This is a genomic window from Streptomyces poriticola (assembly GCF_036689765.1).
GTDB classification, from domain to species: domain Bacteria; phylum Actinomycetota; class Actinomycetes; order Streptomycetales; family Streptomycetaceae; genus Streptomyces; species Streptomyces poriticola.
Genome location: NZ_JBAGKH010000002.1, coordinates 353,379 through 376,947, shown reverse-complemented (window position 1 = coordinate 376,947; position 23,569 = coordinate 353,379). Strand labels below are relative to the sequence as shown.

The following is a 23,569-nucleotide window of genomic DNA, read 5'->3' as shown; positions in this document are numbered from 1 at the left end:
CGAAGATCCCCCCGCCGGGAACCGATCACGGCGCCACGCCTGCGATCGGCTCGCGTCGGCCCTGGGGTCCGGGCAGGATGCTGCCGTGGCCCCTTCACCCGCACCGGAGGTCCGATGACCGGCCCTGCGCCCGCCCCGTTCACCGCCGACGACCACCGGGCCCGCATGACGCGCGCAGCGGGAGCCGCGGCGGACGCCGGGCTGGCCGGACTGCTCGTGGCTCCGGGACCGGACCTGGTCTGGCTCACCGGCTACGCACCCCCGGCCACCGAGCGGCTCACCCTCCTGGTGCTCGCCCCGGGCCGGGACCCCGTCCTCGTCGTCCCCGCCCTGGAGGCCCCCGACGCCGCGAAGGCCGCCGGCGGGCCCGTCCTGGACCTGCGCGACTGGCGGGACGGCACCGACCCCTACGCCGCCACCGCCGGCCTGCTCGACGGCACCGGGCGGTTCGGCGTCAGCGACAACGCCTGGGCCATGCACCTGCTGGGCCTGCAGCGCGCCCTGCCCGGCACCGCGTACGCCTCGCTCACCGAGGCGCTGCCGATGCTGCGCGCGGTCAAGGACACCGCCGAGCTGGAGCTGCTGGCGGCGGCGGGCGCCGCGGCCGACGCCACCTTCGAGGAGATCCGCAGGACCCCCTTCGGCGGGCGCCGCGAGTCCGATGTCGCCGCCGGCCTGGCCGAGCTGCTGCGCGGCTTCGGGCACTCCCAGGTCGACTTCACCATCGTCGCCTCCGGTCCCAACGGAGCCAACCCGCACCACGAGGCCGGCGACCGCGTCATCCGGCGCGGCGACATGGTCGTCCTCGACTTCGGCGGCCTCCGCGACGGCTACGGCTCCGACACCTCCCGCACCGTCCACGTCGGCGAGCCCACCGACGAGGAGCGCCGGGTGCACGACCTGGTCCGCGAGGCGCAGGAGGCGGGATTCCGGGCGGTGCGGCCCGGCGCCGCCTGCCAGGACGTCGACCGGGCCGCCCGCGCCGTCATCGCCGACGCCGGATACGGCGAGTACTTCATCCACCGCACCGGCCACGGTATCGGCGTCACCACCCACGAGCCGCCCTACATGATCGAGGGCGAGGAACAGCCCCTGGTGCCCGGCATGTGTTTCTCCGTGGAGCCCGGGGTCTATCTCCCCGGGCGGTTCGGGGTACGCATCGAGGACATCGTCACCGTCACCGAGGACGGCGGCCGGCGCCTCAACGACACCACCCGGGAGCTGGTCCTCGTGGACTGACCGGCTGCCCCGCCCCCGCCCCGCACGCCTCCGGAAGACGGCGCGACCATGACCCAGGCACCGACACCGACCGCGGACACCGTCCGCCGACTGGTCCGATCCCTGCTCAAGGAGGGCCCGGCCGACGCCGGGGGGCCCGATGTGCGGCCCGTGGCCGAGGGCGCCGTGCCCGCGGGTGCCGTACCCGCCACCTGGTGGGTCGGTACCCGCCATGTGCTGCGGCTGGCCCCGGACCGGGACGGCACCCTGCGGCAGCGCCGCGAACTGCGGCTGCGCGACCTGGTCCGCCCGCACCTGCCCGTCGCCGTGCCGGCCAGTGCGGCGCACGGCGAGTGGGCGCCCGGACTAACCTACACGCTCGACGCCAAGGTGCCCGGCGGCTCGGGCGAGGTGCACGACGTGTCCGCCGTCGGGGAGGCCGATCTGGCCGGAGTGCTCACGGGTCTGCGGGAGGTGCCGCTGCGTCAGGCCGAGGCGCTCGGCGTGCCGCGGACCGGTCCGCGTTCCCTGGAGGAGCTGCGCAGGGCCGCCGAGCGCGCCGCCCGGGCCCTGGCCGCCGCCGACGAGTTCGACCGGGCCAGGCTGGCGCAGCTCACCCCGGCGGCCACCGGCCAGCTCGCCGCGCAGCCCGGCGCGCCGGTCCTGGTCCACCACGGGCTCGCCGCGGAACACCTCGTCGTCAGCGCCGACGGCCGGGTGCGCGGCGTCCTCGGCTGGGCCGACGCCGTGGTCGGCGACCCCGCCGAGGACATCGCCGGGCTCGCCACCGCCGTCGGGTCCCCGGCCGCGGTCCGGGCCGCCACCCTCGCCGGGTACGGCGCCCGGCCCTGCCTGCGCGGCCTGTGGCTGGCCCGCTGCGACACCGTGACCGGACTCGCCGAGGCGCTGGCCGGCCGGCCCGCCGGGGCCGCGGCACCGGTGCTGCGCACCCGGCTGCGGCACGCCTGGGAACCGATCCTGCTGGAGCGGGTGACCGAACTGCGTGAGGACGGCGAGGACGGCGACGACGACCTCCTCTGAGCGGCCCGGCGTCGGGCCGCCGCGCACCCCGGATCACTCCTGGAGGAGCACCACCCCGGTCTGACCGGGCACCCGCAGCACCCCGTCCGCGCCCGGCGCCTCGACCGGCTCCCACGCGGCCAGTACGCGCGCGGGGCGGCTGCCCAGCGGGATCCCGGTCGGCTCCGTGCCCAGGTTGACGGCCACCTTCAGGTCGCCGCGCCGGAGCGCGAGCCAGCGGTGCCCGTCGCGGTCGTGGGCCACCTTGGTGTCGGCGAGGTCGGGGTCGGTGAGATCGGGCCACGCGTGCCGCAGGGCGATCAGGGTGCGGTACCAGGCCAGCACGCGCGCGTGGGGCTCGCGTTCCGGTTCGGACCAGTCCAGGCAGGAGCGCTCACGGGTGGCCGGGTCCTGGGGGTCGGGCACGTCCTCCTCCCGCCAGCCGTGCGCAGCGAACTCCCGCCGTCTGCCCCGCCGTACCGCCTCGGCCAGCTCCGGATCGGTGTGGTCGGTGAAGAACTGCCACGGCGTGGAAGCCGCCCACTCCTCTCCCATGAACAGCATCGGGGTGAACGGGGAGGTGAGCACCAGCGTCGCCGCGCAGGCCAGCAGCCCCGGGGGGACCAGCGCGGAGAGCCGGTCGCCCTGGGCGCGGTTGCCGACCTGGTCGTGCGTCTGCGTGTAGCCCAGCAGCCGGTGCCCGGCCACCCGGCTGCGGTCCAGCGGACGGCCGTGACTGCGGCCCCGGAAACCGGAGTACCCGCCGTCGTGGAACCAGCCCCGGGTCAGCGTCCTGGCGAGCGCCGCGAGGGGATCGCGCGCGAAGTCGGCGTAGTAGCCCTGCGACTCCCCGGTCAGCGCGGTGTGCAGGGCGTGGTGGAAGTCGTCGTTCCACTGCGCGTGCACGCCCAGGCCGCCCTGTCCGCGCGGGGTGACGATCCGCGGGTCGTTCAGATCGGACTCGGCGATCAGGAACAGCGGCCGTCCGGCCTCGGCGGCCAGCTCGTCCACCGCCGCCGACAGCTCCTCCAGGAAGTGCCGCGCCCGGGTGTCGGCCAGGGCGTGCACGGCGTCAAGGCGCAGCCCGTCGATCCGGTAGTCGCGCAGCCACGCCAGCGCGCTGCCGACGAGGAAGGCCCGCACCTCGTCCGAGCCGGGCGCGTCCAGGTTGACGGCCGAGCCCCAGGGCGTGTGGTGGGTCTCGGTGAAGTACGGTCCGAACTCGGGCAGACAGTTGCCGGACGGGCCGAGGTGGTTGTGCACCACGTCCAGGACCACGCCCAGGCCGAGGGCGTGCGCCCGGTCGACGAACCGTTTCAGCGCCTCGGGTCCGCCGTACGGCTCGTGCACCGCCCACAGCGACACCCCCTCGTACCCCCAGCCGTGCCGCCCGGGGAAGGGGCACACCGGCATCAGCTCCACGTGCGTCACGCCCAGCCCGGCCAGATGCTCCAGCCGCCCGGCCGCCGCGTCCAGGGTGCCCTCACGGGTGAACGTGCCCACGTGCAGCTCGTACAGCACCGCCCCGTACAGCGGGCGCCCGGCCCACCGGGCGCGCCAGACGTACCGGCCCTGGTCGACGACGGCGCTCAGGCCGTCCGGGCCGTCCGGCTGCCGGCGCGAGCGCGGATCTGGCCGGACCGGCCCGTCGTCCACGGCGAACCCGTAGCGTGAGCCCTCCCGCGCCTCGGCCTCCCCCGTCCACCAGCCCGCCCGCTCGGGATCGCGTCGCAAGGGGCCGGCGGCCCCGTCGCAGTGGAGCGTGACTCGGTCGGCCTCGGGTGCCCACACCTCGAACTGCACGGACGGTTCCCCTTCGTCTGCTCACGGTGACGTAGCCCGTCCATGGTCCAGCAAAAGAGATCGGTCCGCCGGTGAACACCGCCATTCCCGGCGGGTCCCGCCGGGCACGCGGGACGGCCCCGCACCCGTTTTCTGGACACCCCGGCCGCGCTGACCGACAATCACCAGCGTGACGTCGTCCTTCGAGTTCCCCACACACCCCGCGCGGCTGTCCGACGCGGAGCGCGACAAGGCGCTGAAGGTGCTCCGGGACGGGGTCGCCCTGGGCCGGCTGTCGCACGACACCTTCATCCGCCGGATGGAGCTGGCGCTCGCCGCCCGCCGCCGCGACGAACTGGCCGCGCTCACCGCCGACCTGCCCCGCGAGAGCCGGATGTCCCGGCTGGTGTTCGGCACCGTCGGGGCGGTCTCCGGCTTCGGGGTACGGCTGCGCACCGCCTGGCGGGCCGAGCGGCTGCCCAAGCTGCTGCTGCCGCATCCCGGCTCCGGGTACCCGCTGCGCATCGGCCGCGACCCGGCGTGCGGGCTGCGGCTGCACCACGAGACGGTCTCCCGGGTGCACGCCGAACTGGTCCGCCAGGGCGGCCTGTGGATCCTGCGGGACCTGGGCTCGACCAACGGCACCACCGTGAACGGACGGCGGGTCATCGGCGCGGTCGTCGTCCAGGAGGGCGACCAGATCGGCTTCGGCCGGATGGCGTTCCGGCTCGCCGCGGGCTGAGCCCGACCCACCTCTGGTTATTGCCTCACAGGCCGTGGGCGCCCGGTGTGCGCCCACCGGCCCTTTGCCGAAAGCGGTGTTGACGCGCCCCCGAACTCGTGACTGACTGTGCGTACACCGAGCACCGCAGGTGAACCGACGGCGCCGCATCGTGGAGGTGTGCCCTGACGCCCCTCCTGCGCTATCCGACCGTCGACGAACTGGGCGCCCGGGCCGCCGCCCTCGCCGCCCGCCACCCCGACCGGGCCCGGCTGCGCCGCGTCGGCACCTCCCGCGCCGGCACCCCGCTGCTGCTGCTCTCCGTCGGGCACGGCAGCCGCCCCGCCCTCGTCGTCGCCGGGCCGCACCCCAACGAACCCGTCGGCGGTGCCACCGCCCTGCGCCTGGCCGAGCGCGCGCTCGCCGATCCCCGGCTGACCGACGGTGCCGACACCAGCTGGCACCTGCTGCTCTGCCTCGACCCCGACGGCCTGCGGCACAACGAGGGCTGGCTGTCCGGCCCGTACAGCCTCGGCCGCTACGTCCGCAACTTCTTCCGGCCCGGCTTCCTGGAACAGCCCGAGTGGCTGCCCGACGGCGCGGGCCGGGCCGCCCTGCCCGAGACCCGCGCGCTGCTCGACCTCCACCGGGAGCTGCGGCCCTTTCTGCAGTTCTCGCTGCACGGCGTCGATGTCGGCGGCGGCTTCGTCGAGCTCACCCACGATCTGCCCGGACTCGCCCAGCGGCTCGCCCAGACCGCGGCCCGCCTCGGCATCCCCCGCGAACTCGGCGCCTACGACGCCCTGTACTGGCCCGGACTCGGTCCCGCCGTCTACCGCATACCGCCGCCGCGCCGGGGTGATCTGACCGCCGCCATCACCGAGGCCGCCGTGGAGTCCACCTGGTGCCACCCGCAGCGCTACGGCACCGTCACGGCCGTCGTCGAGGCACCCATGTGGGGCGTGGCCGCCGTCGCCGACGGTTCCCCGCCCACCGACCCCGAGGGGGTGCTGCGCAGGGTCAGCCGCATCCTGCGCGACGACACCCGGCTGCTGCACCGGCTCCTCGCGCGGCTGCGGCCCCATCTGCCCGCCACCGAGCACACCGCGCGTCTGCTCGCCCCCGTCGACGACTATCTGCTGGTGTGCCCACGGCTCGCCGACACCTGGGACCCCGACACCGACGACGGCTCCGGCCGTCCCCTCCCCGCGCTCAGCACCGCCCACCTGGTCGCCCTGCGCATCGCCGGCCGCCGCCTCGCGCTGCGCACCGCCGGGCTGCTGCACCAGCTGGTGACCCGGGCCGGCCGCGACCCGGCCGAGGTGCTGCCGGAGCTGGACCGGCTGGTCGACCAGTGGTGCGCCGACTACCGCGACGGCTGCGCGGCCCGCTGGATCCCGGTCGCCCGCCAGGTCGAGTACCAGGCGCGGGCCGTCCTCGCCGCGTTCGAACTGTCCGTTCGGCACACCCCCGGGGGCTCCCGCTGGGGCGACCCGGGCCGGGGCTGCGGCGCCGCGGTGCCGATGCACCGGGACTGACGTACGGGCCCGACGTACGGGCCCGACGTGCGGGCCGGACGTGCGGGCCCGACGAGGTACGGGCCGAGGTACAGGGCAGGCCTCCCGGGTGTCGGACGCCCCGGGTGCCGGATGCTGCCGATGTCAGGAGTCCCGGGCGGGCCGGACGCCCCGGTCGCCCGTGGCGTCCACCCGTTCCAGCAGGGCCACGGGCAGCGGCTCGAACAGCTCCGCCACGCGCGCGTGCCCGGTGAACTTCCGTCCCGGGTCGAGCACGTCCGCCCACCGGCCCGGCGGCAGCGTCAGCCGTGTCCCGCGCCAGCCGCCCGCCTCCGCCAGCCGCAGCGACAGCCGGGTCACCGCGGTCAGCACCTCACCGGAGCGCACGAACGCGGTGCAGTGGTCCGCCGCCGGACCCTCGGCGGGCAGCGGTGCGTAGGCCGCCCCGGCGCCGAACGCGTCCGGGCGGCGCGCCCGCAGCGCCAGTGCCGCCCGGGTCACCGCGGCCTTGCCGCCGGGCTCCGGGGAACCCCCCGGCCCGCCGGGAGGGAACGGGACCGGGCGGCGGTTGTCCGGGTCCACCAGCGCGCGGTACTCGTCCTCGGTGCCCTGGTAGAGGTCGGGCACTCCCGGCATGGTCAGGTGGACCAGGGCCGTGCCGAGCACATTGGCCCGGATGTGCGGCTCCAGCGCCGTACGCAGAGCGGCCACGTGCTCGCCGGGCGGCCCGCAGGGGCCCGCCGCCACGAACCGGTCCACCGCCTCCTCGTACGATGGTTCCTGCTCCGTCCAGCTGGTGTACATCCCGGCCTCGCGCACATGCTTGAGCATCGCCCGCCGCACCCGCCCGCCGTCCGCCGGGCCGAGCCCGAACACGGTCTGCCAGGCCGCCCACGCCAGCTGTGCGTCGGGCCCGCCGTCGCCGGCGCGGGTCACCTCCGCGAGGGTGTCCGCCCACCGCGCCGGGCACTCGGTGAGCACCGCCAGTGCCGCCCGCACATCGGCGCTGCGCTTGGTGTCGTGGGTGGAGACCACGGTGCCGGTCAGCGGCCAGTCGTGCTGCACGCGCGCGCAGTACGCGTGGAACTCCTCCGGGGACACGGCCGGCCGTCCCGGATCGCCGCCCACCTCGGTCGCCGACAGCAGCGGCACGTACCGGTAGAACGCCGTGTCCTCGACCGACTTCGCGCGCAGCGCCGACGCCGTCTGCGCGAACCGGGCCCGGAACTCCGCGTGCTCCGGCCCGTCGCCGTCCCGGCCGCCCAGCAGCAGGTCCCGGACCACGTCGACCGCGCCGGCCTCCTCCGGCACCACGAACGCGTGCCGTGCCGCGGCCGCCGCCTCCTCGGTCACCACGTCCGCCGCGTCCGCCGCGGTGTACGGCCGGTAGACCTCCAGCCGCACCAGCAGCTCCTGCAGCGCCGTGCGCAGCGCCCACGGCGCCCGGTCGCGCAGTACGGGGTCAGGGGACGCGACGCACAGCCGGTGGGCCACCCGGGTGAGCCGGTCGCACTCGGCGGCCAGCTCATGGGTGAGCACCTTGTACGCCGCCCGCCGCGCCGTCGCCGCCCAGTCCCCGCCCCGGTCGGTCTGCGGCGCCGCGAACCGGTGGTAGAGCCCCAGGAGTTCCGTGTGCCCCGCCGGGTCCGTGAACAGGCCGTCGATCCGGCGCAGCGCGTCGTAGCCGGTGGTGCCGGCGACCGGCCAGGAGGCCGGCAGCCGCTCGTCGTCCGCGAGGATCTTCTCCACGACCGTCCACCGCCCGCCGGTCGCCTCGTGCAGCCGCGTCAGATAGCCGGCCGGGTCGGCGAGGCCGTCGGGGTGGTCGACGCGCAGACCCTCGATCACGCCCTCGTGCAGCAGCCGCAGGAGCGTGGCGTGCGTGGCCTCGAACACCTCCGGATCCTCCACCCGCACCCCGATCAGCTCCGAGATGCTGAAGAACCGCCGGTAGTTCAGCTCCGTACGGGCCAGCCGCCACCACACCGGGCGGTACCACTGGGCGTCCAGCAGCTGCGGCAGCGGCAGCTGAGCGGTGCCCTCGCGCAGCGGGAACGCATGGTCGTGGTAACGCAGTGCGTCCCCGTCGACCCGCAGGTCCCCGATCACCTCGCCCAGCGGCCCGCCGAGCACCGGCAGCAGCAGCTGCCCGTCCTGGGCCTCCCAGTCGACGTCGAACCACCGGGCGCGGGGTGACGCGGGCCCGTCCCGCAGCACCTCCCAGAGTGCGGGGTTGTGCCGGGGCGCCAGCGCCATGTGGTTCGGCACGATGTCCACTACCAGCCCCAGACCGTGCTCCCGCGCGGTGGCCGCCAGGGCCCGCAGTCCCTCCTCCCCGCCCAGTTCGGCACGCACGCGCGTGTGGTCCACGACGTCGTAGCCGTGCAGCGAGCCCGGCACGGCCTCCAGCACGGGCGACAGATGCAGGTGCGAGACGCCCAGCGAGGCCAGGTACGGCACGGCCGCCGCCGCGGCGGCGAACGGGAAGCCGGGCTGCAGCTGCAGCCGGTAGGTCGCCTGGGGAGGCCGGGCGCCCGGCGGAGCAGGTCCGGCCGGGTACGCCGGGGGAGCGGCCGGGGCGGGGCGCACAGATGTCATGGAAACCTACGTACCCGCCCCGCCGCCTTTCGTGTCATCGGCCCCTCAACGGGGGGATGCGCACTCACCCAGCTTCGAGCGACGGGGAGCACCGGGCGGCGCGGCGCGCCGGCGAGATACCGAGAGGTGATCGGCCTGACCGGGCCGCTGCTGCCGGCCGTGTCGTTCCTGGGCCGGCTGCCGACGGCCACCGTCCAGTTCGGCAGCGTGCTGCTGGTGGCCCGGACGAGCGGCTCGCCGGCGGCGGCAGGGCTGACCGGCGGTGCGCTCGCGGTAGGCCAGGTCGCCTGCGGGCCGCTGGTGGGGCGACTCGCGGACCGGCACGGTCAGCGCACCGTCGTCCTCGCCCTCAGCCTCGCCAACGCCCTCGCGATCGCCGCGCTGGTGGCCGGCGCGCTCGCGGAGCTGCCGACGCCGCTGCTCGCGCTGCTCGGCGCGGCGGCGGGCGCCGGTGTGCCGCTGGTCGGCCCGCTGGCCCGGACCCGGTTGGTGTTCGCGCTCACCGAGCGGTGCGTGCCGCGGGACCGGCTCGCCGAGGCGATGGCGTTCGCGACCAGCGCGATCGTGGCGGCCAGGCACTCGCCGTCGCGGTGACCGGCCGGCCGGCCGAGTCCCACGGCCCCGCCGCGGCCTTCGCGGTGGCGAGCCTGGCGGCGGCTCTCGCGTGCGCCCTGGCCCTCTCGGGCCGCCCGGCGTCCCGCACCGCACCGTCCGGCACCGGCCTCCGGGCACCCGCACCGTGACAGTGCGCGCACCGGTCCCCAGCGGGTCGGGCGAAGTCCGCTGCGGTTCGGCAGCGCTCCGAGGGGGCGCGGGGAACTGCGCGACCAGCGACGGTGCGGCAGACGGGCGACGGCCTATCGGGGCACTTCCCGCGGGGCGCTCAGATCCTGGACCGGCCGCTGCAGCACCGTCAGGCTCCGGTCCACCAGGGGCAGTGTGGCGCCCGCCTGCACCTTCGGACCCGCGCCCGGCGGCAGGCCCTCCGGGCGGGCGGTGTCGACCATCACCTGCCACTGCCGGCCGTGGTTCACCGGTACGACGAAGTCCAGCGGCCTCGGCGCGGCGTTGAACATCAGCAGGAAGGAGTCGTCGGCGATGCGCTCTCCGCGCGCGCCGGGCTCCGAGATCGCGTTGCCGTTGAGGAACACCGTCAGGGCCGAGGCCGGTGCCGAGTGCCAGTCCCGCTGGGTCATCTCCCGGCCCTCGGGGGTGAACCAGGCGATGTCCGACAGCTCGTCGTGGGTGCCCTCCACCGGCCGGCCGTGGAAGAAACGCCGTCTGCGGAAGACCGGATGGTCCTTGCGCAGCCACACCATCGCGCGCGTGAACTGCAGCAGCTGCCGCTCGCCCTCCGCGTCGGCGTCCGGCCAGCGCACCCACGCCAGCTCGTTGTCCTGGCAGTAGGCGTTGTTGTTGCCCCGCTGGGTGCGGGCGAACTCGTCACCGTGGCTGATCATCGGCACGCCCTGGGAGAGCAGCAGCGTGGCGACGAAGTTCCGCATCTGCCGGGCGCGCAGCTCCAGGACCGCCGGGTCGTCGGTGTCGCCCTCGGTCCCGCAGTTCCAGGAGCGGTTGTGGCTCTCGCCGTCCCGGTTGTCCTCGCCGTTGGCCTCGTTGTGCTTGCCGTCGTAGGAGACCAGGTCGTGCAGGGTGAAACCGTCGTGGCAGGTGACGAAGTTGATGGAGGCCAGCGGGCGGCGGCCGTCGTCCTGGTACAGGTCGGAGGACCCGGTCAGCCGGGACGCGAACTCCGCCAGCGTGCGCGGCTCGCCGCGCCACAGGTCCCGTACCGTGTCCCGGTACTTGCCGTTCCACTCGGTCCACAGCGGCGGGAAGTTGCCCACCTGGTAGCCGCCCTCGCCCAGGTCCCACGGCTCGGCGATCAGCTTCACCTGTGACACCACCGGGTCCTGCTGCACCAGGTCGAAGAACGACGACAGCCGGTCCACCTCGTGGAACTGCCGGGCCAGGGTGGCCGCCAGGTCGAAGCGGAAACCGTCGACGTGCATCTCGGTCACCCAGTAGCGCAGCGAATCCATGATCATCTGCAGGACGTGCGGGGAGCGCATCAGCAGGGAGTTCCCGGTCCCCGTGGTGTCCGTGTAGTAGCGCGGATCGTCGGCCAGCCGGTAGTACGAGGGGTTGTCGATGCCCTTGAAGGACAGCGTCGGACCCAGGTGGTTGCCCTCGGCGGTGTGGTTGTAGACCACGTCCAGGATCACCTCGATCCCGGCCTCGTGCAGTGCCTTCACCGCGGACTTGAACTCCAGCACCTGCTGGCCGCGGTCGCCCCAGGAGGCGTAGGCGTTGTGCGGGGCGAAGAAGCCGATGGTGTTGTAGCCCCAGTAGTTGCTCAGGCCCAGGTCCACCAGACGATGGTCGTTGACGAACTGGTGTACGGGCATCAGCTCCAGCGCCGTCACCCCGAGTTCGGTGAGATGCCCGATCACCGCCGGGTGGGCGAGGGCCGCATAGGTGCCGCGCAGCTCCTCGGGGAGCCCGGGGTGGCGCATCGTGAGGCCCTTGACGTGGGCCTCGTAGATCACCGTGTGGTGGTAATCCGTCCTGGGCCGCCGGTCGTCGCCCCAGTCGAAGTACGGGTTGACCACCACCGAGGTCATCGTGTGCGGGGCCGAGTCCAGGTCGTTGCGCCGTTCGGGGGCGCCGAAGTGGTAGCCGTACACCTCCTCGCCCCAGCCGATCGCGCCGCTGATGGCCCGCGCATAGGGGTCCAGGAGCAGCTTCGCCGAGTTGCAGCGCAGGCCGCGCTCGGGTGCGTAGGGCCCGTGCACGCGGTAGCCGTACCGCTGCCCCGGCATCACGCCCGGCAGATACGCGTGCCGCACGAAGGCGTCGCTCTCCCGCAGCTCGACCGCCGTCTCCGACCCGTCGTCGTGCAGCAGACACAGCTCTACTCGGTCGGCGGCCTCGGTGAAGACCGCGAAGTTGGTGCCGGCGCCGTCGTACGTGGCACCGAGGGGATATGCCTCTCCAGGCCAGACCTGCATGGACACGACTCTTTCAGGTGGGGAGCGCCGTTGGGGTCGCCTTGGCCCCGAGTCTCCCCGGAAAGTACCGGACCGGCTACGAGGTCTCCCGCCCCGTGCCGGAACCGGCCCGCCCCGCGCCCGATATGACTCCGCTCACGACGGTGCGCGGGCCATGATCGGAACGGGCAGGGGGAAAGCGGTAGTTGAGCAACGAGCCTGCGCATCAGGCTGCGTCGTGGACCGCTCCCGGAGTACTCTTCCTTGATCGTTGAGCCGGGGAGTGCCCGGGGGAGTGGAAGGCGGTGCGCGGGTGGGCTCGGGAGGGCTGGAGCTGCCCCCCGGTGACGAGGGTCACCAGGGGGACTCCGCGGACGTCCCGCCCGGTGCGGTGTCCCTGGCGCGGCCCGTGCACGCGGGCGCGATCGGCCCTGAGCTGGACTGGGACGCCGGTGCCTGGCACGAGGTGCGTACCCGCGCCCAGCGGGCCGGCCGCGCCTACATCTGGCTGAACCTGGTCGAACAGCGGCTGCGCGCCGTGGTGGCCGCCGTGCTGCGCCCGGTGTACGAACCGGTGCACGGCGACGACTGGGTGGTCGCCGCCGCCGGCCCGGCCGGGCAGGAGTGGGTGCAGCGCGCGGTCGCCGTACGCGAGGTCAGCCGCCGCAAGGGCTATCTGCTCGACCCGGCCGACGACAATGTGCTGAGCTTCCTCACCTTGCCCCAGCTGCGCGAGCTGATGGTGCAGCACTGGCCCTGCTTCGCGCCGTACGTCGACGAACGCCGCGATGTGGAGCTGGCCCTCGACGAGCTGGAGGTCACCCGGAACGTCGTCTCCCGCAACCGGGCGCTGTCCGAGGCGGTGCTGAACCAGGCCGAGCGGGCCTCGGCCAGGCTGCTGGAGCTGCTCGGCGCCGGCAGCGACGTGCCCTCCGCCCGCCGGCTGCCCGTCGACGCCGTGGAGGACCTGGTCGGCGACCGCTACGCGGACGTCGTCGCCGTCCACCCCGACCGGGTCCGGCTGCTGCGGCAGTTCCCCGCCGAGGACATCTTCGGCGGCGCCCGCCGCCTCGACGCCGTCGGCATCGGACTCAACCTGCTGGTGCAGAACTTCTCCGGGCGGCGGATGGTGCGGCTGGCGGAGGCCGGGACCCGGGTGCGGCTGCTGTTCCTCAACCCCGCCTCCAGCGCGGTCAAGCGGCGCGAGCGCGAACTCGGCCTCAAACGGGGCGAGCTGAGCCGGGCGGTGGAGACCAACATCCTGCACATGCGCCGGGTGCGGTCCCGGCTGCGCGACCCGGGCGCCTTCGAGATCCAGGTCTTCGACGAGACGCCCCGCTTCACCGCCTACCTCGTCGACGGGGACGGCTCCGACGGCGTCGCGGTCGTGCAGTCCTATCTGCGGCGGACCCGGGGCATGGAGGCGCCGGTCCTCGTCCTGCGGAACGGGCGGAACGCCGGAAAGGTCGTCAAGTCGGACCAGGCCGATGAAGCCGGGCTCTTTCCGACCTATCGCGAGGAGTTCGAGCTGATGTGGGCGGACGCCCGGCCGGTTTCGTGACGGCCCCGCGGCGTCCGCGGCCCGGCCCGGAACGGAACGCGGCCGGCTGATTGTCAGTGGTGCGTGCGAGGGTGGAGGTCACTGGGGGAACGCACCACCAAGAAGGGGGGCCGCCCATGGGCTGGCACCGGGAGCTGCTGATCGGCTTCGATCTGGAGACGACGGGCACGGATCCGCGCGAGGCGCGCATCGTCACGGGTGCCGTGATCGAGGTCAGGGGAGGGGAGTCGCTGGGGCGCCGGGAATGGCTGGCCGATCCGGGCGTGGAGATCCCCGCGGACGCGGTGGCGGTCCACGGCATCAGCACCGAGCGCGCGGCCGCCGAGGGCCGCCCGGCCGACCGGGTCGCCGACGCCATCGCCGCGGCGCTGGTGGGGTACTGGCAGGCGGGCGTGCCGGTGGTCGCCTACAACGCCGCGTTCGACCTCACCCTGCTCTCCGCAGAGCTGCGGCGGTACGGACTGCCGTCGCTGCGGGACCGGCTGGGCGGCCAGGACCCCGCCCCCGTCATCGACCCGTACGTCATCGACCGCTCCGTCGACCGCTACCGCCGGGGCAAGCGCAATCTGGAGGCGGTCTGCGCGGAGTACGGCGTGCCGCTGGACTCCGCCCACGACGCCTCGGCCGACGCCCTCGCCGCGGCGCGGCTGGCCTGCGCGATAGCCGGCCGGCACACCAAGGCCGCCGCCCTCGGCCCGGCGGAGCTGCACCGCCGGCAGATCCGGTGGTGCGCCGCCCAGGCCGCCGACTTCCAGGCCTTCCTGCGCCGCAAGGGCGACCCCGCAGCCGTGATCGACGGCACCTGGCCGCTGCGCGAACCGTCCGGGGAGCCTGCCGGGGCCCATGCCGGGCACCCGGCCGACGAGCCGGTGTGACCGGAGCCGTCGCACAAGCAGGGGCTCAGAACGGATGCCAGCGCACCGTCGGGTCGCCGTCCCGCAGGGACGCCACCCTGCGCGTGAACTCGGCCAGGGCCTTCGGGTTGCTCGGGGCGTGCTGGGCGACCCAGGCGCAGCTGGCCGTCTCGCGGGCGCCGCGCAGCACCGCGCAGCCGTCCCAGTCGCGCACGTCCCAGCCGTAGGTCTCGGTGAAGGCCGCGTAGGCCTCGGCCGGGAGTCCGTAGCGGTCCCGGGACAGCGCCATGACGACCAGGTCGTGCTCGCGCAGGTCCGCGGCGAAGGTCTCCAGGTCCACCAGGACCGGGCCGCCGGGGCCGACATGCACGTTGCGGGGCAGTGCGTCGCCGTGGATCGGACCCGGCGGCAGCCGCGGCGTCAGGGCCGCGGCGGCCGTCGCGAAGCCGTCGCGGCGCTCGCGCAGATAGGCCGCGTCCGCCGGGTCGATCGCGTCGCCCGCGAGCCGCAGCCAGCGCTCCACCCCGCCCAGCAGCCCGCGGGGCGGCAGCGGGAAGGAGGGCGGCGGAAGTGCGTGCACCAGCCGCAGCAGTGCGGCCAGGTCCCGCGGTCCGGGGGGCCGCACCGGATCGGGCATCCGGTGCCACACGGTCACCGGATGCCCGTCGACGAGCAGTGGTTCCGGCTCGGCCGCCCGGACCGCCGGCACCCCGGCCCCGGCCAGCCACACCGCGACGGCCAGCTCGCGGCGCGCCCGGTCCAGCAGCTCCGACTCGCGGCCCACCTTGACCACGAGATCACCGGCGGCGAACACGGCGTTCTCGCCCAGGGAGAGCAGCCGCGCATCCCGGGCCGGCCCCGGCAGCACCCGTGCCGCGGCCAGCACCGCGCGTGCCCCGGCCTCGTCCATGCTCCGCCTCCGCAGCTGTGTCGTGTCATGTCGCGGCCGAGGCCGGCGACGTCGGTCGGTTGTCCTGGTGAGTGTCGCATTCCCGCTGGTGGGGCCGTGCGCGGGAGGTGCCCCGCCCGCGGTGGCGGCGGCGCTCGGAAGGACCCGGAAGGGGTGGCAGGAAAACCGGTTGCCCGCGCCGCCGGCCCCCGCCCGGCGTGCCTCACGTGGGACTCGACATCGCGATCTGCATCACCGGCCAAGGCCGGGGGTGCACGTATTCCGTCCGGATGCGTCGCAGCCCCGGAGCCCTGACCGGTCCGGGGAGTCACGCCCGCTGATTCCACGCGGCGTCGCGCGCCCCCTTGTCCTCTCCCGTCTCGGTCTTCCGGTCAGGGCCTCTCGCTGCCCTCTTCTGCCTTCACGGAAGACAAGGACCGCAGGCCATGGCCCGACCCACCACGCGCACCACCCGTGTGCTCTCGCAGAACTTCCTCACCGACCGCGCCACCGCCGAACGCCTCGCCCGGCTCGCCGTGCCGGAGGACCGGACCGCCGCCCCGCTGCTGCTCGAAGTCGGCGCGGGCAGGGGCGCGTCGACCGCTCCGCCGGCCCTCCGCTGCCGGGAGCTGCGCGCCTACGGGATCGGCCCCGGCCCGGTGCCGGGACTGTGCGCCCGGTTCGCCGACACGGAGCAGGTCAGGGTGGTCGAAGGGGGACTTCCTCGCCGTCCGGCCGCCGCACGCCCCCTTCTCGGTCGCCGGCAACGTGCCGTTCTCCCGCACCGCCGACGTCGTGGCCCGGTGCCTGGCCGCCCCCGCGCTCACCGATGCCACCCTCCTCACCCGGCTCGAGTACGCCCGCGGACGCACCGGCGGCCACGGCCGCTGGACCCGGCCGACGGTCATCACCTGGCCGCGTCACGGGTGGCGGCCGGCGGGCCGGGTCGGCCGGTACGCCTTCCGCCCCGTGCCCCGCGTGGACGCCGGGATCCTGCGCCTCGAACGGCGCCGCACCCCGCTGCTCGGCCCCGCCGTGCAGCACGGCCGGCAAGACCTGGTCGAGCCGGGCTTCTCCGGCGTCGGAGGCTCGCTGCACGCCTCGCTGCGGCGCGCCCGTCCGCGGCAACCGGGTGGACGCCGGGTTCCGGGCCGCGCGCCTGGATCCGGGCGTGCTGGTCGGCGAGGTGGCGCGGTGGCTGCGTCTGCACGAGGTGCCGGCGCCGTGACGCAGCCGAGGGCGACGGAAAACAAGTTGCACGAGACGTCTCGTCTCGCATATTGTCGCGGCATGAGTACTCCCGCGCACATCGCCATGTTCTCCATCGCCGCCCACGGTCATGTGAACCCCAGCCTGGAGGTCATCCGTGAGCTCGTCGCGCGGGGCCACCGGGTGACCTACGCGATCCCGCCCGCCCTCGCCGAGAAGGTCGCCGCCACCGGCGCCGAGCCCAGGCTGTGGCATTCCACGCTGCCCGGTCCGGACGCCGACCCCGAAGCCTGGGGGACCACGCTCCTGGACCACGTCGAGCCCTTCCTCGACGACGCGGTCCAGGCACTCCCGCAGCTGATCGAGGCCTACGAGGGCGACGAGCCCGACCTCGTCCTGCACGACATCGGCTCCTACCCGGCCCGCGTCCTCGCCCACCGCTGGGGCGTGCCCGCCGTCTCCCTCTCACCCACCTACGTCGCCTGGGACGGGTACGAGAAGGAGGTCGGCGAGCCGGTCTGGGAGGAGCCGAGGAAGACCGAGCGCGGCCGGGCCTACTACGCCCGCTTCCACTCCTGGCTGGAGGGGAACGGCATCACGCTGGACCCCGACCCGTTCGTCGGCCGCCCCGACCGCTCCATCGTCCTGATCCCCAGGGCGCTCCAGCCCAACGCCGACCGCGTCGACGAGACCGTGTACTCCTTCGTCGGCGCCTGCCAGGGCGACCGCGGCGCCGAGGGCGACTGGCAGCGGCCCGCCGGGGCCGAGAAGGTGGCGCTGGTCTCCCTCGGCTCGGCCTTCACCAAGCAGCCCGCTTTCTACCGGGAGTGCGTGGAGGCATTCGGCGACCTGCCGGGCTGGCATCTGGTCCTGCAGATCGGCCGCCATGTCGACCCCGCCGAGCTGGGCGACGTACCGGACACCGTGGAAGTCCGCTCCTGGGTGCCGCAGTTGGCGATCCTGCAGCAGGCGGACCTGTTCGTCACCCACGCCGGTGCGGGCGGCAGCCAGGAGGGACTGGCCACCGCCACACCGATGATCGCCGTACCGCAGGCCGTGGACCAGTTCGGCAACGCCGATCTGCTCCAGGCCCTCGGCGTGGCCCGGCGGCTGGACACCGAGGAGGCGACCGGCGAGGCACTGCGCGCTGCCGCCCTGGAACTGGTCGGCGACCCGGAGGTGGCCGGCCGGCTGGAGGGCATCCAGGCGCAGATGGCCGAGGAGGGCGGCACCCGCCGCGCCGCCGACCTCATCGAGGCGGAACTGCCCGGCCGCTCCTGACACATGTCGGAGGGTCCGCCGGCCACGGCCGGAGGGCCCTCCGACACAGGTCCGCAGTGTTGTTGAATAAGTCACAGCCGCGTGGCGCAGTTGCTCCGCGCACCCCGGATCGACCAGAGTTTCGAGCGGTTCCGCAGGTGCGGACGACCGGCCGTCGTGCCCACCCCCACGGGGCACGACGGCCGCCTATCGTGAGCGCATGACGACGACGTACGCGGCGCTGCTGCGGGGGATCAACGTGGGCGGCGGCCGGAAGGTCCCGATGGCCGACCTGCGCGGACTGCTGGAGGAACGCGGGTTCGGCGGAGTACGCACGTATCTGCAGAGCGGGCAGGCGGTGTTCACCTCCGGCCACGGTGACGAGGAGTCGCTGCAGGCCGAGCTCACGGCGGCGGTCGAGCAGCGGTTCGGCTTCGCCGTGGACGTGATCGTCCGCGACCACGCCTATCTGAGGGCCGTCGCGGAGGGCTCCCCGTTCCCGGCCGACGCCCTGCAGCCCAAGCAGCTCCACGTCACCTACTTCTCCGCCCCGGCCGACGAGGCGCGGTTCGCGGAGGTCGACCGGGCCGCCTTCCTCCCCGAGGAGTTCCGCCTCGGCGACCGGGCACTGTATCTGTACACCCCCGACGGCCTGGGCCGCTCCAAGCTCGCCGAGCAGCTGGCCAGACCTCGTATCACCAAGGGCCTGATCGCCACCACCCGCAACTGGAACACCGTACGCAAGCTCGTGGAGATGACCGCGCCCTGATGCGGCCTCAGGCCCCCACGGCCGCCAGGACCGGCACCCGGGCCGCGTCGTAGCGCTCCAGCAGCAGCCGCGCCACCTCGGGAGCCGGACCGAGGACGTCCGCCAGCACATCGGCCTCGGCCGCGCCCCGGGCGATACGGTCCGGCAGGAACCCGGGAGCCAGCACGTAGGGCGCGACGGCGACCCGCTCGCAGCCCAGGGCCCGCAGCGCCCGCACCGCGTCCTCGGTGCGGGGCAGGGATGCGGAGGCGAACGCAGGCCGCACGGCGCACCAACCGGTGTGCCGCCACTCCCGCGCGATATCTGCGATCACTGCGATCGCCTCCGGGTCGGTGGACCCCGCCGAGGCCAGCACGACCCCGGTCGAGGACCTGTCGGCGGGGGCCAGACCCGCCTCGTACAGCCGCCGCTCCAGCGCCGACAGCAGCAGCGGGGAAGGGCCGAGCACCTCCGTCTGCCGGATCCGCAGCCGGGCCGGGGCATCCGCGAGGACCGCGGGGATGTCCGCCTTGGCGTGGAAGGCGCGGGTCAGCAGCAGCGGCAGCGCCACCACGTCGCGCACGCCCTCGGCCGCCAGGGACTCCAGCATTCCGGGCACCGACGGCACGTTGAAGTCGAGGAAGCCGGTCTCCACCCGCAGACCGGGGCGCAGCGAGCGGACCCGGCGCACCAGGGCGTGCACGGTCGCGGCGTGCCGCGGGTCGCGGCTGCCGTGCGCGATGACCAGCAGGACCGGAGGGCTCATGGCACTCAGCTCCGCACCAGCAGCCCGCGGCTGCGCAGCACCCAGCGCTCCAGCGGGCTGAAGATCAGCAGGTCGATGGCGATGCCGACGAACAGGATCAGCAGGATGGCCTCGAACACCATCGCCATGTCACTGGCGTTGCGGCCGTTCTCCAGCAGCTGGCCGAGCCCGATGCCGAGGTCGGGGAAGGACGCGATGATCTCGGCGGCCATCAGCGAGCGCCAGGAGAACGCCCAGCCCTGCTTGAGTCCGGCCACATAGCCGGGCAGTGCGGCCGGGAGGGTGATGTGCCAGGTGCCCTTGAGCCCCGTGGCGCCCAGTGTGCGGCCCGCCCGCAGGAACAGCGGCGGCACCTGGTCGACGCCGGAGACCAGCCCGTTGGCGATGGACGGCACCGCGCCGAGCAGGATCACCGCGTACATCATCTGGTTGTTCAGGCCCAGCCAGATCACCGCGGGCGGCACCCACGCCACCGACGGCAGCGACTGCAGCCCGGACAGGATCGGTCCGATGGCCGCCCGCACGAACTTCACCCGCGCCACCAGCAGCCCCAGCGGGGTGCCGATCAGCAGCGCGAGGCAGAAGCCGAGGAGGCCGCGCGAGACGCTGGTCCAGATGTAGCCGAGCAGCTCGCCCTGGAGCCAGGCGTCCCGCAGCACGTTCCACACGTCGGAGGGCGCGGGCAGCTTGGTCGGGTCGTCGACGATCCCGAAGGAGACCAGCGCCTGCCAGACCGCCAGCACCAGGGCGACGGCGATGACCGGCGGCAGGATCTTCTCGGTGAACGTCTGCCGGAACGGCTTGCGGACCCGCTGCACCGTCTCCAGCGCGTCGAGGCCCGCCTCCAGCCCGGCGAGATCGTTGCCGCGGTCCTTGACGGTGCTGTCAGTGCTGGCCATGGCGGCGGATCTCCCCACGCAGTTCTTCGGTGATCTCGACGGACAGCTCCGCCACCGCGGAGTCCTCGATCCGCCGCGGGTGCGGGATGCCGACCGTCCACTCGCGGGCGATCCGCCCGGGGCGGGAGGACAGCAGCACCACCCGCTCGGCGAGCCGCACCGCCTCGCGCACGTTGTGCGTGACGAACAGGACGGAAAGCTGCGTCTCGCGCCAGATCCGGGTCAGCTCGTCGTGCAGCACGTCGCGGGTGATCGCGTCCAGCGCCGCGAACGGCTCGTCCATCAGCAGCAGCCGGGACTCCTGCGCGAGCGCCCGGGCCATCGCCACGCGCTGGCGCATACCGCCGCTCAGCTCGTGCACCCGCTTGCCGTGCGCACCCTTCAGCCGGACCAGCTCCAGCAGCTCCTCGGCCCGGCCGCGCCGCTCGGACCTGGGCACACCGCGCAGCTTCAGGGCGAGTTCCACGTTCTTCCCGGCGGACAGCCACGGGAACAGGGCGTGCTCCTGGAACATCAGCGCCGGGCGCCCGTCCGTCTCGATCGTGCCGGCACTGGGCCGGTCCAGGCCCGCCACCAGGTTCAGCAGCGTGGACTTGCCGCACCCGGACGCGCCGAGGAGGGTGACGAACTCGCCGGGCGCGACGTCGAGGCTGATGTCGTCCAGCACGAGCTGTGTCCCGCCGGGGCCCGAGAACGACTTGGAGACATGCTCGATCCGGGCGGCCCGGACGGCCGATCCGGTGGTCTCGTCGGCCTTGGCGAGGGTCGTGGTCGTGGCCATGGTCGTCACCTCCTGGTCAGTGGTCGTCATCCGGGCCTACTCGGGGACGCCGAGACCGGCGTCGTCGACGGCGGGCTCGCCCTCGGCCGCGAGGACCTTGTTGAGCAGCGTGAGGTCGTAGATGCCGGTCAGGTCGGGCTCGTCCAGCAGTCCGGCCTCGACGGCGTGTCCGGCCTGGGTGGCGAGGGTGGCGGCCAGCGGGTCGTCGGTGACCCGGACCGACTCCCACGCCGGGCCCAGGACCTCGTCCGGCAGGGCCTTGCCGGTGTCGCGTTCGATCTGCTCGTTGGCGGCGGCCCTGGCCCGGTCCGGGTGGGCCTCGATCCAGGCGTTGGTCCGCACGGAGGCCTTCAGCACCGCCTCGACGGCCTTCGGATGCTCCTCGAGGAACTCCTGGGACACGACGATGTTGGTGGTGACGAACTCCTCGTCGGGCCACAGCGACGTCTCGTCGAGCAGCACCTCGCCGCCCGCGGCGACCAGCTGGGACGCGGTCGGCTCCGGCACCCATGCGCCGTCGACGGAACCGGACCGGAAGGCGTCGGGGGTGACCTTGTTGTCGCTGCGGACCACCGTGACATCGCCCTTGCCGCTGAGCGGGTCGATCTTCCAGCCCTGCTCCGCGGCCCAGTCGAGGAAGGCCACGTCCTGGGTGTTGCCGAGCTGCGGGGTCGCGATCCGCTTGCCCTCGACGTCCTTCGGCGACGCGATCCGGTCCGGGTTCACCACCAGCTTCACCCCGCCGGACGCCGAACCGCCGATGATCCGCAGGTTCCTGCCCTCGGCCTTGGTGTAGCCGTTGACCGCGGGGGACGGGCCGAGCCAGGCGATGTCGAGGGAACCGGAGTTCAGGGCCTCGATCACGGACGGTCCCGCGTTGAACACCGCGTACTTCGCCTCGGTGGCGCCCAGCTCCTTCTGGAAGAAGCCCTGCCGGTTGCCCACCAGCGCCGTGGCGTGGGTGACGTTGCCGAGGTAGCCGATCCGGACCGAGTCCAGGCCGTCGGTCTTCTTCGCCCCGGCGGCGATCTGCACCGTGTCGTCGTCCTTGGCCTGCGACCCGTATCCGCAGCCGGCGAGGACCAGCAGCGGCAGGGCGGTCAGGGCCGCGAGCACACGGCGCAGGGCGGTGGTGGCAGGCACGGGAGGTGTTCCTCTCGTTGGCCCGGCGGTCACGGTCTGCCAGGTCGGTCTGGTACGTCGGTCAGGTCGTGGCCGGGAGGTCGGCGGGTTTTCGGCGGTGCGGGTGACGGCGCGAGCGGCGGAGCCGGCGGGGTGCGCCGTGCCCGCGGCTCAGCCCGCACATCGCGACACTCCGCCCTGCCCGCTTCCGACGGCGCCGCTGCCGATGCGGCCGCCCTCCTTGGCGAACGTGGAGTAGACGTCGGGGGAGTCCATGTCAGAAGTCCCACCCGTCGTCGTCGGCCTGATCCTTGACCGGCTCCGGGGAGGCGAAGGACTCGCCGACCATGCCGGCGGTCAGCGTGGTGCCGTCGCCGGGGTCGATCAGGATGAACGAGCCGGTGCGCCGCGAGTCGGCGTAGGAGTCGACGGGCAGCGGCTCCGCGGTGCGGATCTTGACCCGGCCGATGTCGTTGGCGGTGAGCTGACCCGGGTGCGGGTGCAGCGACAGGTCGTCGAGCGTGAGCCGGGACGGGATGTCCCTGACGATCGCCTTCACCGTGCGGGTGCCGTGCTTGAGCAGTACCCGGTGGCCGACGGTCAGCGGCTGGTCGGCGACGTGGCAGACGGTGGCCTCGAGGTCCTGCGTGGTGGCCGGCGCGTCCTGGCTGGGCACGATCAGATCGCCGCGCGAGACGTCGATGTCGTCCTCCAGCCGCAGTGTCACCGACTGCGGCGTCCAGGCCACGTCCACCGGCTCGCCCAGCAGATCGATCCCGGCCACCTTCGTGCTCCGGCCGGACGGCAGCACGGTGACCGGGTCGCCGACCCGGAACGAACCGGCGGCGATCTGGCCGGCGTAGCCCCGGTAGTCGGGGTGCTCGGCGGTCTGCGGCCGGATCACGTACTGCACGGGCAGCCGGGCGTGGCAGTGCGCCAGGTCGTGGGAGACCGGGACGGTCTCCAGGTGTTCCAGGACGGTCGGGCCGCCGTACCAGTCCATGTGCGCGGACGGCTCCACCACGTTGTCGCCGACCAGCGCCGAGATCGGGATCGCGGTGACCTCCGGGACGCCCAGTTCGGTGGCGTACGCCGTGAACTCCTCGGCGATCCGGGCGAACACCTGCTCGTCGTAGCCGACGAGGTCCATCTTGTTGACGGCGAGGACCGCGTGCGGCACCCGCAGCAGTGCCGCTATGGCGGCGTGCCGCCGGGTCTGCTCGACGACTCCGTTGCGGGCGTCGACCAGGATGACCGTCAGCTCGGCGGTGGAGGCGCCGGTGACCATGTTGCGGGTGTACTGCACGTGCCCCGGGGTGTCGGCGAGGATGAACCTGCGCCGGGGCGTGGCGAAGTAGCGGTAGGCCACGTCGATGGTGATGCCCTGCTCCCGCTCGGCGCGCAGGCCGTCGGTGAGCAGCGCCAGGTCCGGGGCGTCCTGGCCACGGCCGGCCGAGGCGCGCTCCACGGCCTCCAGCTGGTCGGCGAGGACCGACTTGGAGTCGTGCAGCAGCCGGCCCACCAGGGTGGACTTGCCGTCGTCGACCGAGCCGGCGGTGGCGAACCGCAGCAGGGTGGTCGCCGACAGCTGTTCGACCGACAGCGGCTCGGTGGGTTCGGTGGTGCTGGTCATC

At 74.1% G+C, this 23,569-nt stretch carries 18 protein-coding genes and 1 pseudogene; 10 read left to right on the top strand and 9 right to left on the bottom strand.

The window, feature by feature from the left end; translation table 11 throughout:
- The first annotated feature begins 114 nt into the window (after window positions 1-114).
- Window positions 115-1,239 (top strand): aminopeptidase P family protein, encoded by a 1,125-nt coding sequence (locus V5O46_RS04360; protein ID WP_332883051.1) that lies wholly within the window; start codon window positions 115-117, stop codon window positions 1,237-1,239.
- A 48-nt stretch (window positions 1,240-1,287) separates the two neighbouring features.
- Entirely contained in the window at window positions 1,288-2,259 is a 972-nt protein-coding gene (locus V5O46_RS04355) for an aminoglycoside phosphotransferase family protein (RefSeq protein ID WP_332883050.1), read from the top strand.
- Window positions 2,260-2,292: 33 nt separating this feature from the next.
- On the opposite strand, the gene treZ is transcribed toward V5O46_RS04355, so the two are convergent.
- On the bottom strand, window positions 2,293-4,041 hold the full coding sequence (gene treZ / locus V5O46_RS04350) for a malto-oligosyltrehalose trehalohydrolase (RefSeq protein ID WP_332883049.1): 1,749 nt from the start codon (window positions 4,039-4,041) through the stop codon (window positions 2,293-2,295).
- A 169-nt stretch (window positions 4,042-4,210) separates the two neighbouring features.
- Between treZ and V5O46_RS04345 the strand changes: the two genes are divergently transcribed.
- Complete coding sequence (locus tag V5O46_RS04345; RefSeq protein WP_332883048.1) at window positions 4,211-4,762, top strand: DUF1707 and FHA domain-containing protein; 552 nt, start codon at window positions 4,211-4,213, stop codon at window positions 4,760-4,762.
- 164 nt (window positions 4,763-4,926) lie between these two features.
- Window positions 4,927-6,279, top strand: coding sequence for a M14 family zinc carboxypeptidase (locus V5O46_RS04340; protein WP_332883205.1), 1,353 nt, complete (start codon window positions 4,927-4,929; stop codon window positions 6,277-6,279).
- A 123-nt stretch (window positions 6,280-6,402) separates the two neighbouring features.
- Here the strand turns inward: V5O46_RS04340 and treY are convergent, their stop codons facing one another.
- On the bottom strand, window positions 6,403-8,856 hold the full coding sequence (treY, locus tag V5O46_RS04335; RefSeq protein WP_332883047.1) for a malto-oligosyltrehalose synthase: 2,454 nt from the start codon (window positions 8,854-8,856) through the stop codon (window positions 6,403-6,405).
- Between the two features lie 126 nt (window positions 8,857-8,982).
- Here treY and V5O46_RS04330 point away from each other — a divergent pair, with 126 nt between their 5' ends.
- A complete protein-coding gene (locus V5O46_RS04330; protein WP_332883046.1) occupies window positions 8,983-9,450 on the top strand; it encodes an MFS transporter in 468 nt (155 codons plus the stop codon).
- A gap of 263 nt (window positions 9,451-9,713) precedes the next feature.
- On the opposite strand, the gene glgX is transcribed toward V5O46_RS04330, so the two are convergent.
- Window positions 9,714-11,867 (bottom strand): glycogen debranching protein GlgX, encoded by a 2,154-nt coding sequence (gene glgX, locus V5O46_RS04325; RefSeq protein WP_332883045.1) that lies wholly within the window; start codon window positions 11,865-11,867, stop codon window positions 9,714-9,716.
- Window positions 11,868-12,159: 292 nt separating this feature from the next.
- Between glgX and V5O46_RS04320 the strand changes: the two genes are divergently transcribed.
- Window positions 12,160-13,407, top strand: a complete 1,248-nt coding sequence (locus tag V5O46_RS04320) for an SAV2148 family HEPN domain-containing protein (protein WP_332883044.1) — start codon at window positions 12,160-12,162, stop codon at window positions 13,405-13,407.
- 116 nt (window positions 13,408-13,523) lie between these two features.
- On the top strand, window positions 13,524-14,282 hold the full coding sequence (locus V5O46_RS04315) for a 3'-5' exonuclease (RefSeq protein WP_332883043.1): 759 nt from the start codon (window positions 13,524-13,526) through the stop codon (window positions 14,280-14,282).
- Window positions 14,283-14,307: 25 nt separating this feature from the next.
- Here the strand turns inward: V5O46_RS04315 and V5O46_RS04310 are convergent, their stop codons facing one another.
- Entirely contained in the window at window positions 14,308-15,171 is an 864-nt protein-coding gene (locus tag V5O46_RS04310; protein WP_332883042.1) for a phosphotransferase enzyme family protein, read from the bottom strand.
- A 425-nt stretch (window positions 15,172-15,596) separates the two neighbouring features.
- Between V5O46_RS04310 and erm the strand changes: the two are divergent.
- The 3 genes and pseudogenes from erm to V5O46_RS04295 all read left to right on the top strand — a co-directional run bounded on the left by erm (window position 15,597) and on the right by V5O46_RS04295 (window position 18,388).
- Window positions 15,597-16,378: pseudogene (gene erm / locus V5O46_RS04305) on the top strand (ErmE/ErmH/ErmO/ErmR family 23S rRNA (adenine(2058)-N(6))-methyltransferase).
- A 62-nt stretch (window positions 16,379-16,440) separates the two neighbouring features.
- A complete protein-coding gene (gene mgt / locus V5O46_RS04300; protein WP_332883041.1) occupies window positions 16,441-17,640 on the top strand; it encodes a macrolide-inactivating glycosyltransferase in 1,200 nt (399 codons plus the stop codon).
- A 199-nt stretch (window positions 17,641-17,839) separates the two neighbouring features.
- Entirely contained in the window at window positions 17,840-18,388 is a 549-nt protein-coding gene (locus tag V5O46_RS04295; protein ID WP_332883040.1) for a DUF1697 domain-containing protein, read from the top strand.
- Between the two features lie 7 nt (window positions 18,389-18,395).
- Here the strand turns inward: V5O46_RS04295 and V5O46_RS04290 are convergent, their stop codons facing one another.
- From V5O46_RS04290 to V5O46_RS04270, 5 genes are all read right to left on the bottom strand, one after another.
- Entirely contained in the window at window positions 18,396-19,133 is a 738-nt protein-coding gene (locus V5O46_RS04290) for a sirohydrochlorin chelatase (RefSeq protein WP_332883039.1), read from the bottom strand.
- A 5-nt stretch (window positions 19,134-19,138) separates the two neighbouring features.
- Complete coding sequence (locus tag V5O46_RS04285) at window positions 19,139-20,032, bottom strand: ABC transporter permease (RefSeq protein ID WP_332883038.1); 894 nt, start codon at window positions 20,030-20,032, stop codon at window positions 19,139-19,141.
- Entirely contained in the window at window positions 20,019-20,813 is a 795-nt protein-coding gene (locus V5O46_RS04280) for an ABC transporter ATP-binding protein (RefSeq protein WP_332883204.1), read from the bottom strand. Before V5O46_RS04280 ends, V5O46_RS04285 begins: the two co-directional genes overlap by 14 nt.
- A 36-nt stretch (window positions 20,814-20,849) precedes the next feature.
- Window positions 20,850-21,956 (bottom strand): ABC transporter substrate-binding protein, encoded by a 1,107-nt coding sequence (locus V5O46_RS04275; RefSeq protein WP_332883037.1) that lies wholly within the window; start codon window positions 21,954-21,956, stop codon window positions 20,850-20,852.
- A gap of 256 nt (window positions 21,957-22,212) precedes the next feature.
- Window positions 22,213-23,568 carry a sulfate adenylyltransferase subunit 1 gene (locus V5O46_RS04270; RefSeq protein WP_332883036.1) on the bottom strand — a complete coding sequence of 452 codons (1,356 nt, stop codon included), beginning with the start codon at window positions 23,566-23,568 and terminating at the stop codon, window positions 22,213-22,215.
- Window position 23,569: the final 1 nt, after the last annotated feature.

Coding starts and splice junctions, on each gene's coding strand:
- V5O46_RS04310 (WP_332883042.1), bottom strand. CDS start 15,171: ATGGACGAGGCCGGGGCACGCGCGGTGCTGGCCGCGGCACGGGTGCTG.
- V5O46_RS04315 (WP_332883043.1), top strand. CDS start 13,524: ATGGGCTGGCACCGGGAGCTGCTGATCGGCTTCGATCTGGAGACGACG.
- V5O46_RS04355 (WP_332883050.1), top strand. CDS start 1,288: ATGACCCAGGCACCGACACCGACCGCGGACACCGTCCGCCGACTGGTC.
- V5O46_RS04270 (WP_332883036.1), bottom strand. CDS start 23,568: ATGACCAGCACCACCGAACCCACCGAGCCGCTGTCGGTCGAACAGCTG.
- V5O46_RS04360 (WP_332883051.1), top strand. CDS start 115: ATGACCGGCCCTGCGCCCGCCCCGTTCACCGCCGACGACCACCGGGCC.
- treY (WP_332883047.1), bottom strand. CDS start 8,856: ATGACATCTGTGCGCCCCGCCCCGGCCGCTCCCCCGGCGTACCCGGCC.
- V5O46_RS04295 (WP_332883040.1), top strand. CDS start 17,840: ATGACGACGACGTACGCGGCGCTGCTGCGGGGGATCAACGTGGGCGGC.
- V5O46_RS04285 (WP_332883038.1), bottom strand. CDS start 20,032: ATGGCCAGCACTGACAGCACCGTCAAGGACCGCGGCAACGATCTCGCC.
- glgX (WP_332883045.1), bottom strand. CDS start 11,867: ATGCAGGTCTGGCCTGGAGAGGCATATCCCCTCGGTGCCACGTACGAC.
- mgt (WP_332883041.1), top strand. CDS start 16,441: ATGAGTACTCCCGCGCACATCGCCATGTTCTCCATCGCCGCCCACGGT.
- V5O46_RS04280 (WP_332883204.1), bottom strand. CDS start 20,813: ATGGCCACGACCACGACCCTCGCCAAGGCCGACGAGACCACCGGATCG.
- V5O46_RS04290 (WP_332883039.1), bottom strand. CDS start 19,133: ATGAGCCCTCCGGTCCTGCTGGTCATCGCGCACGGCAGCCGCGACCCG.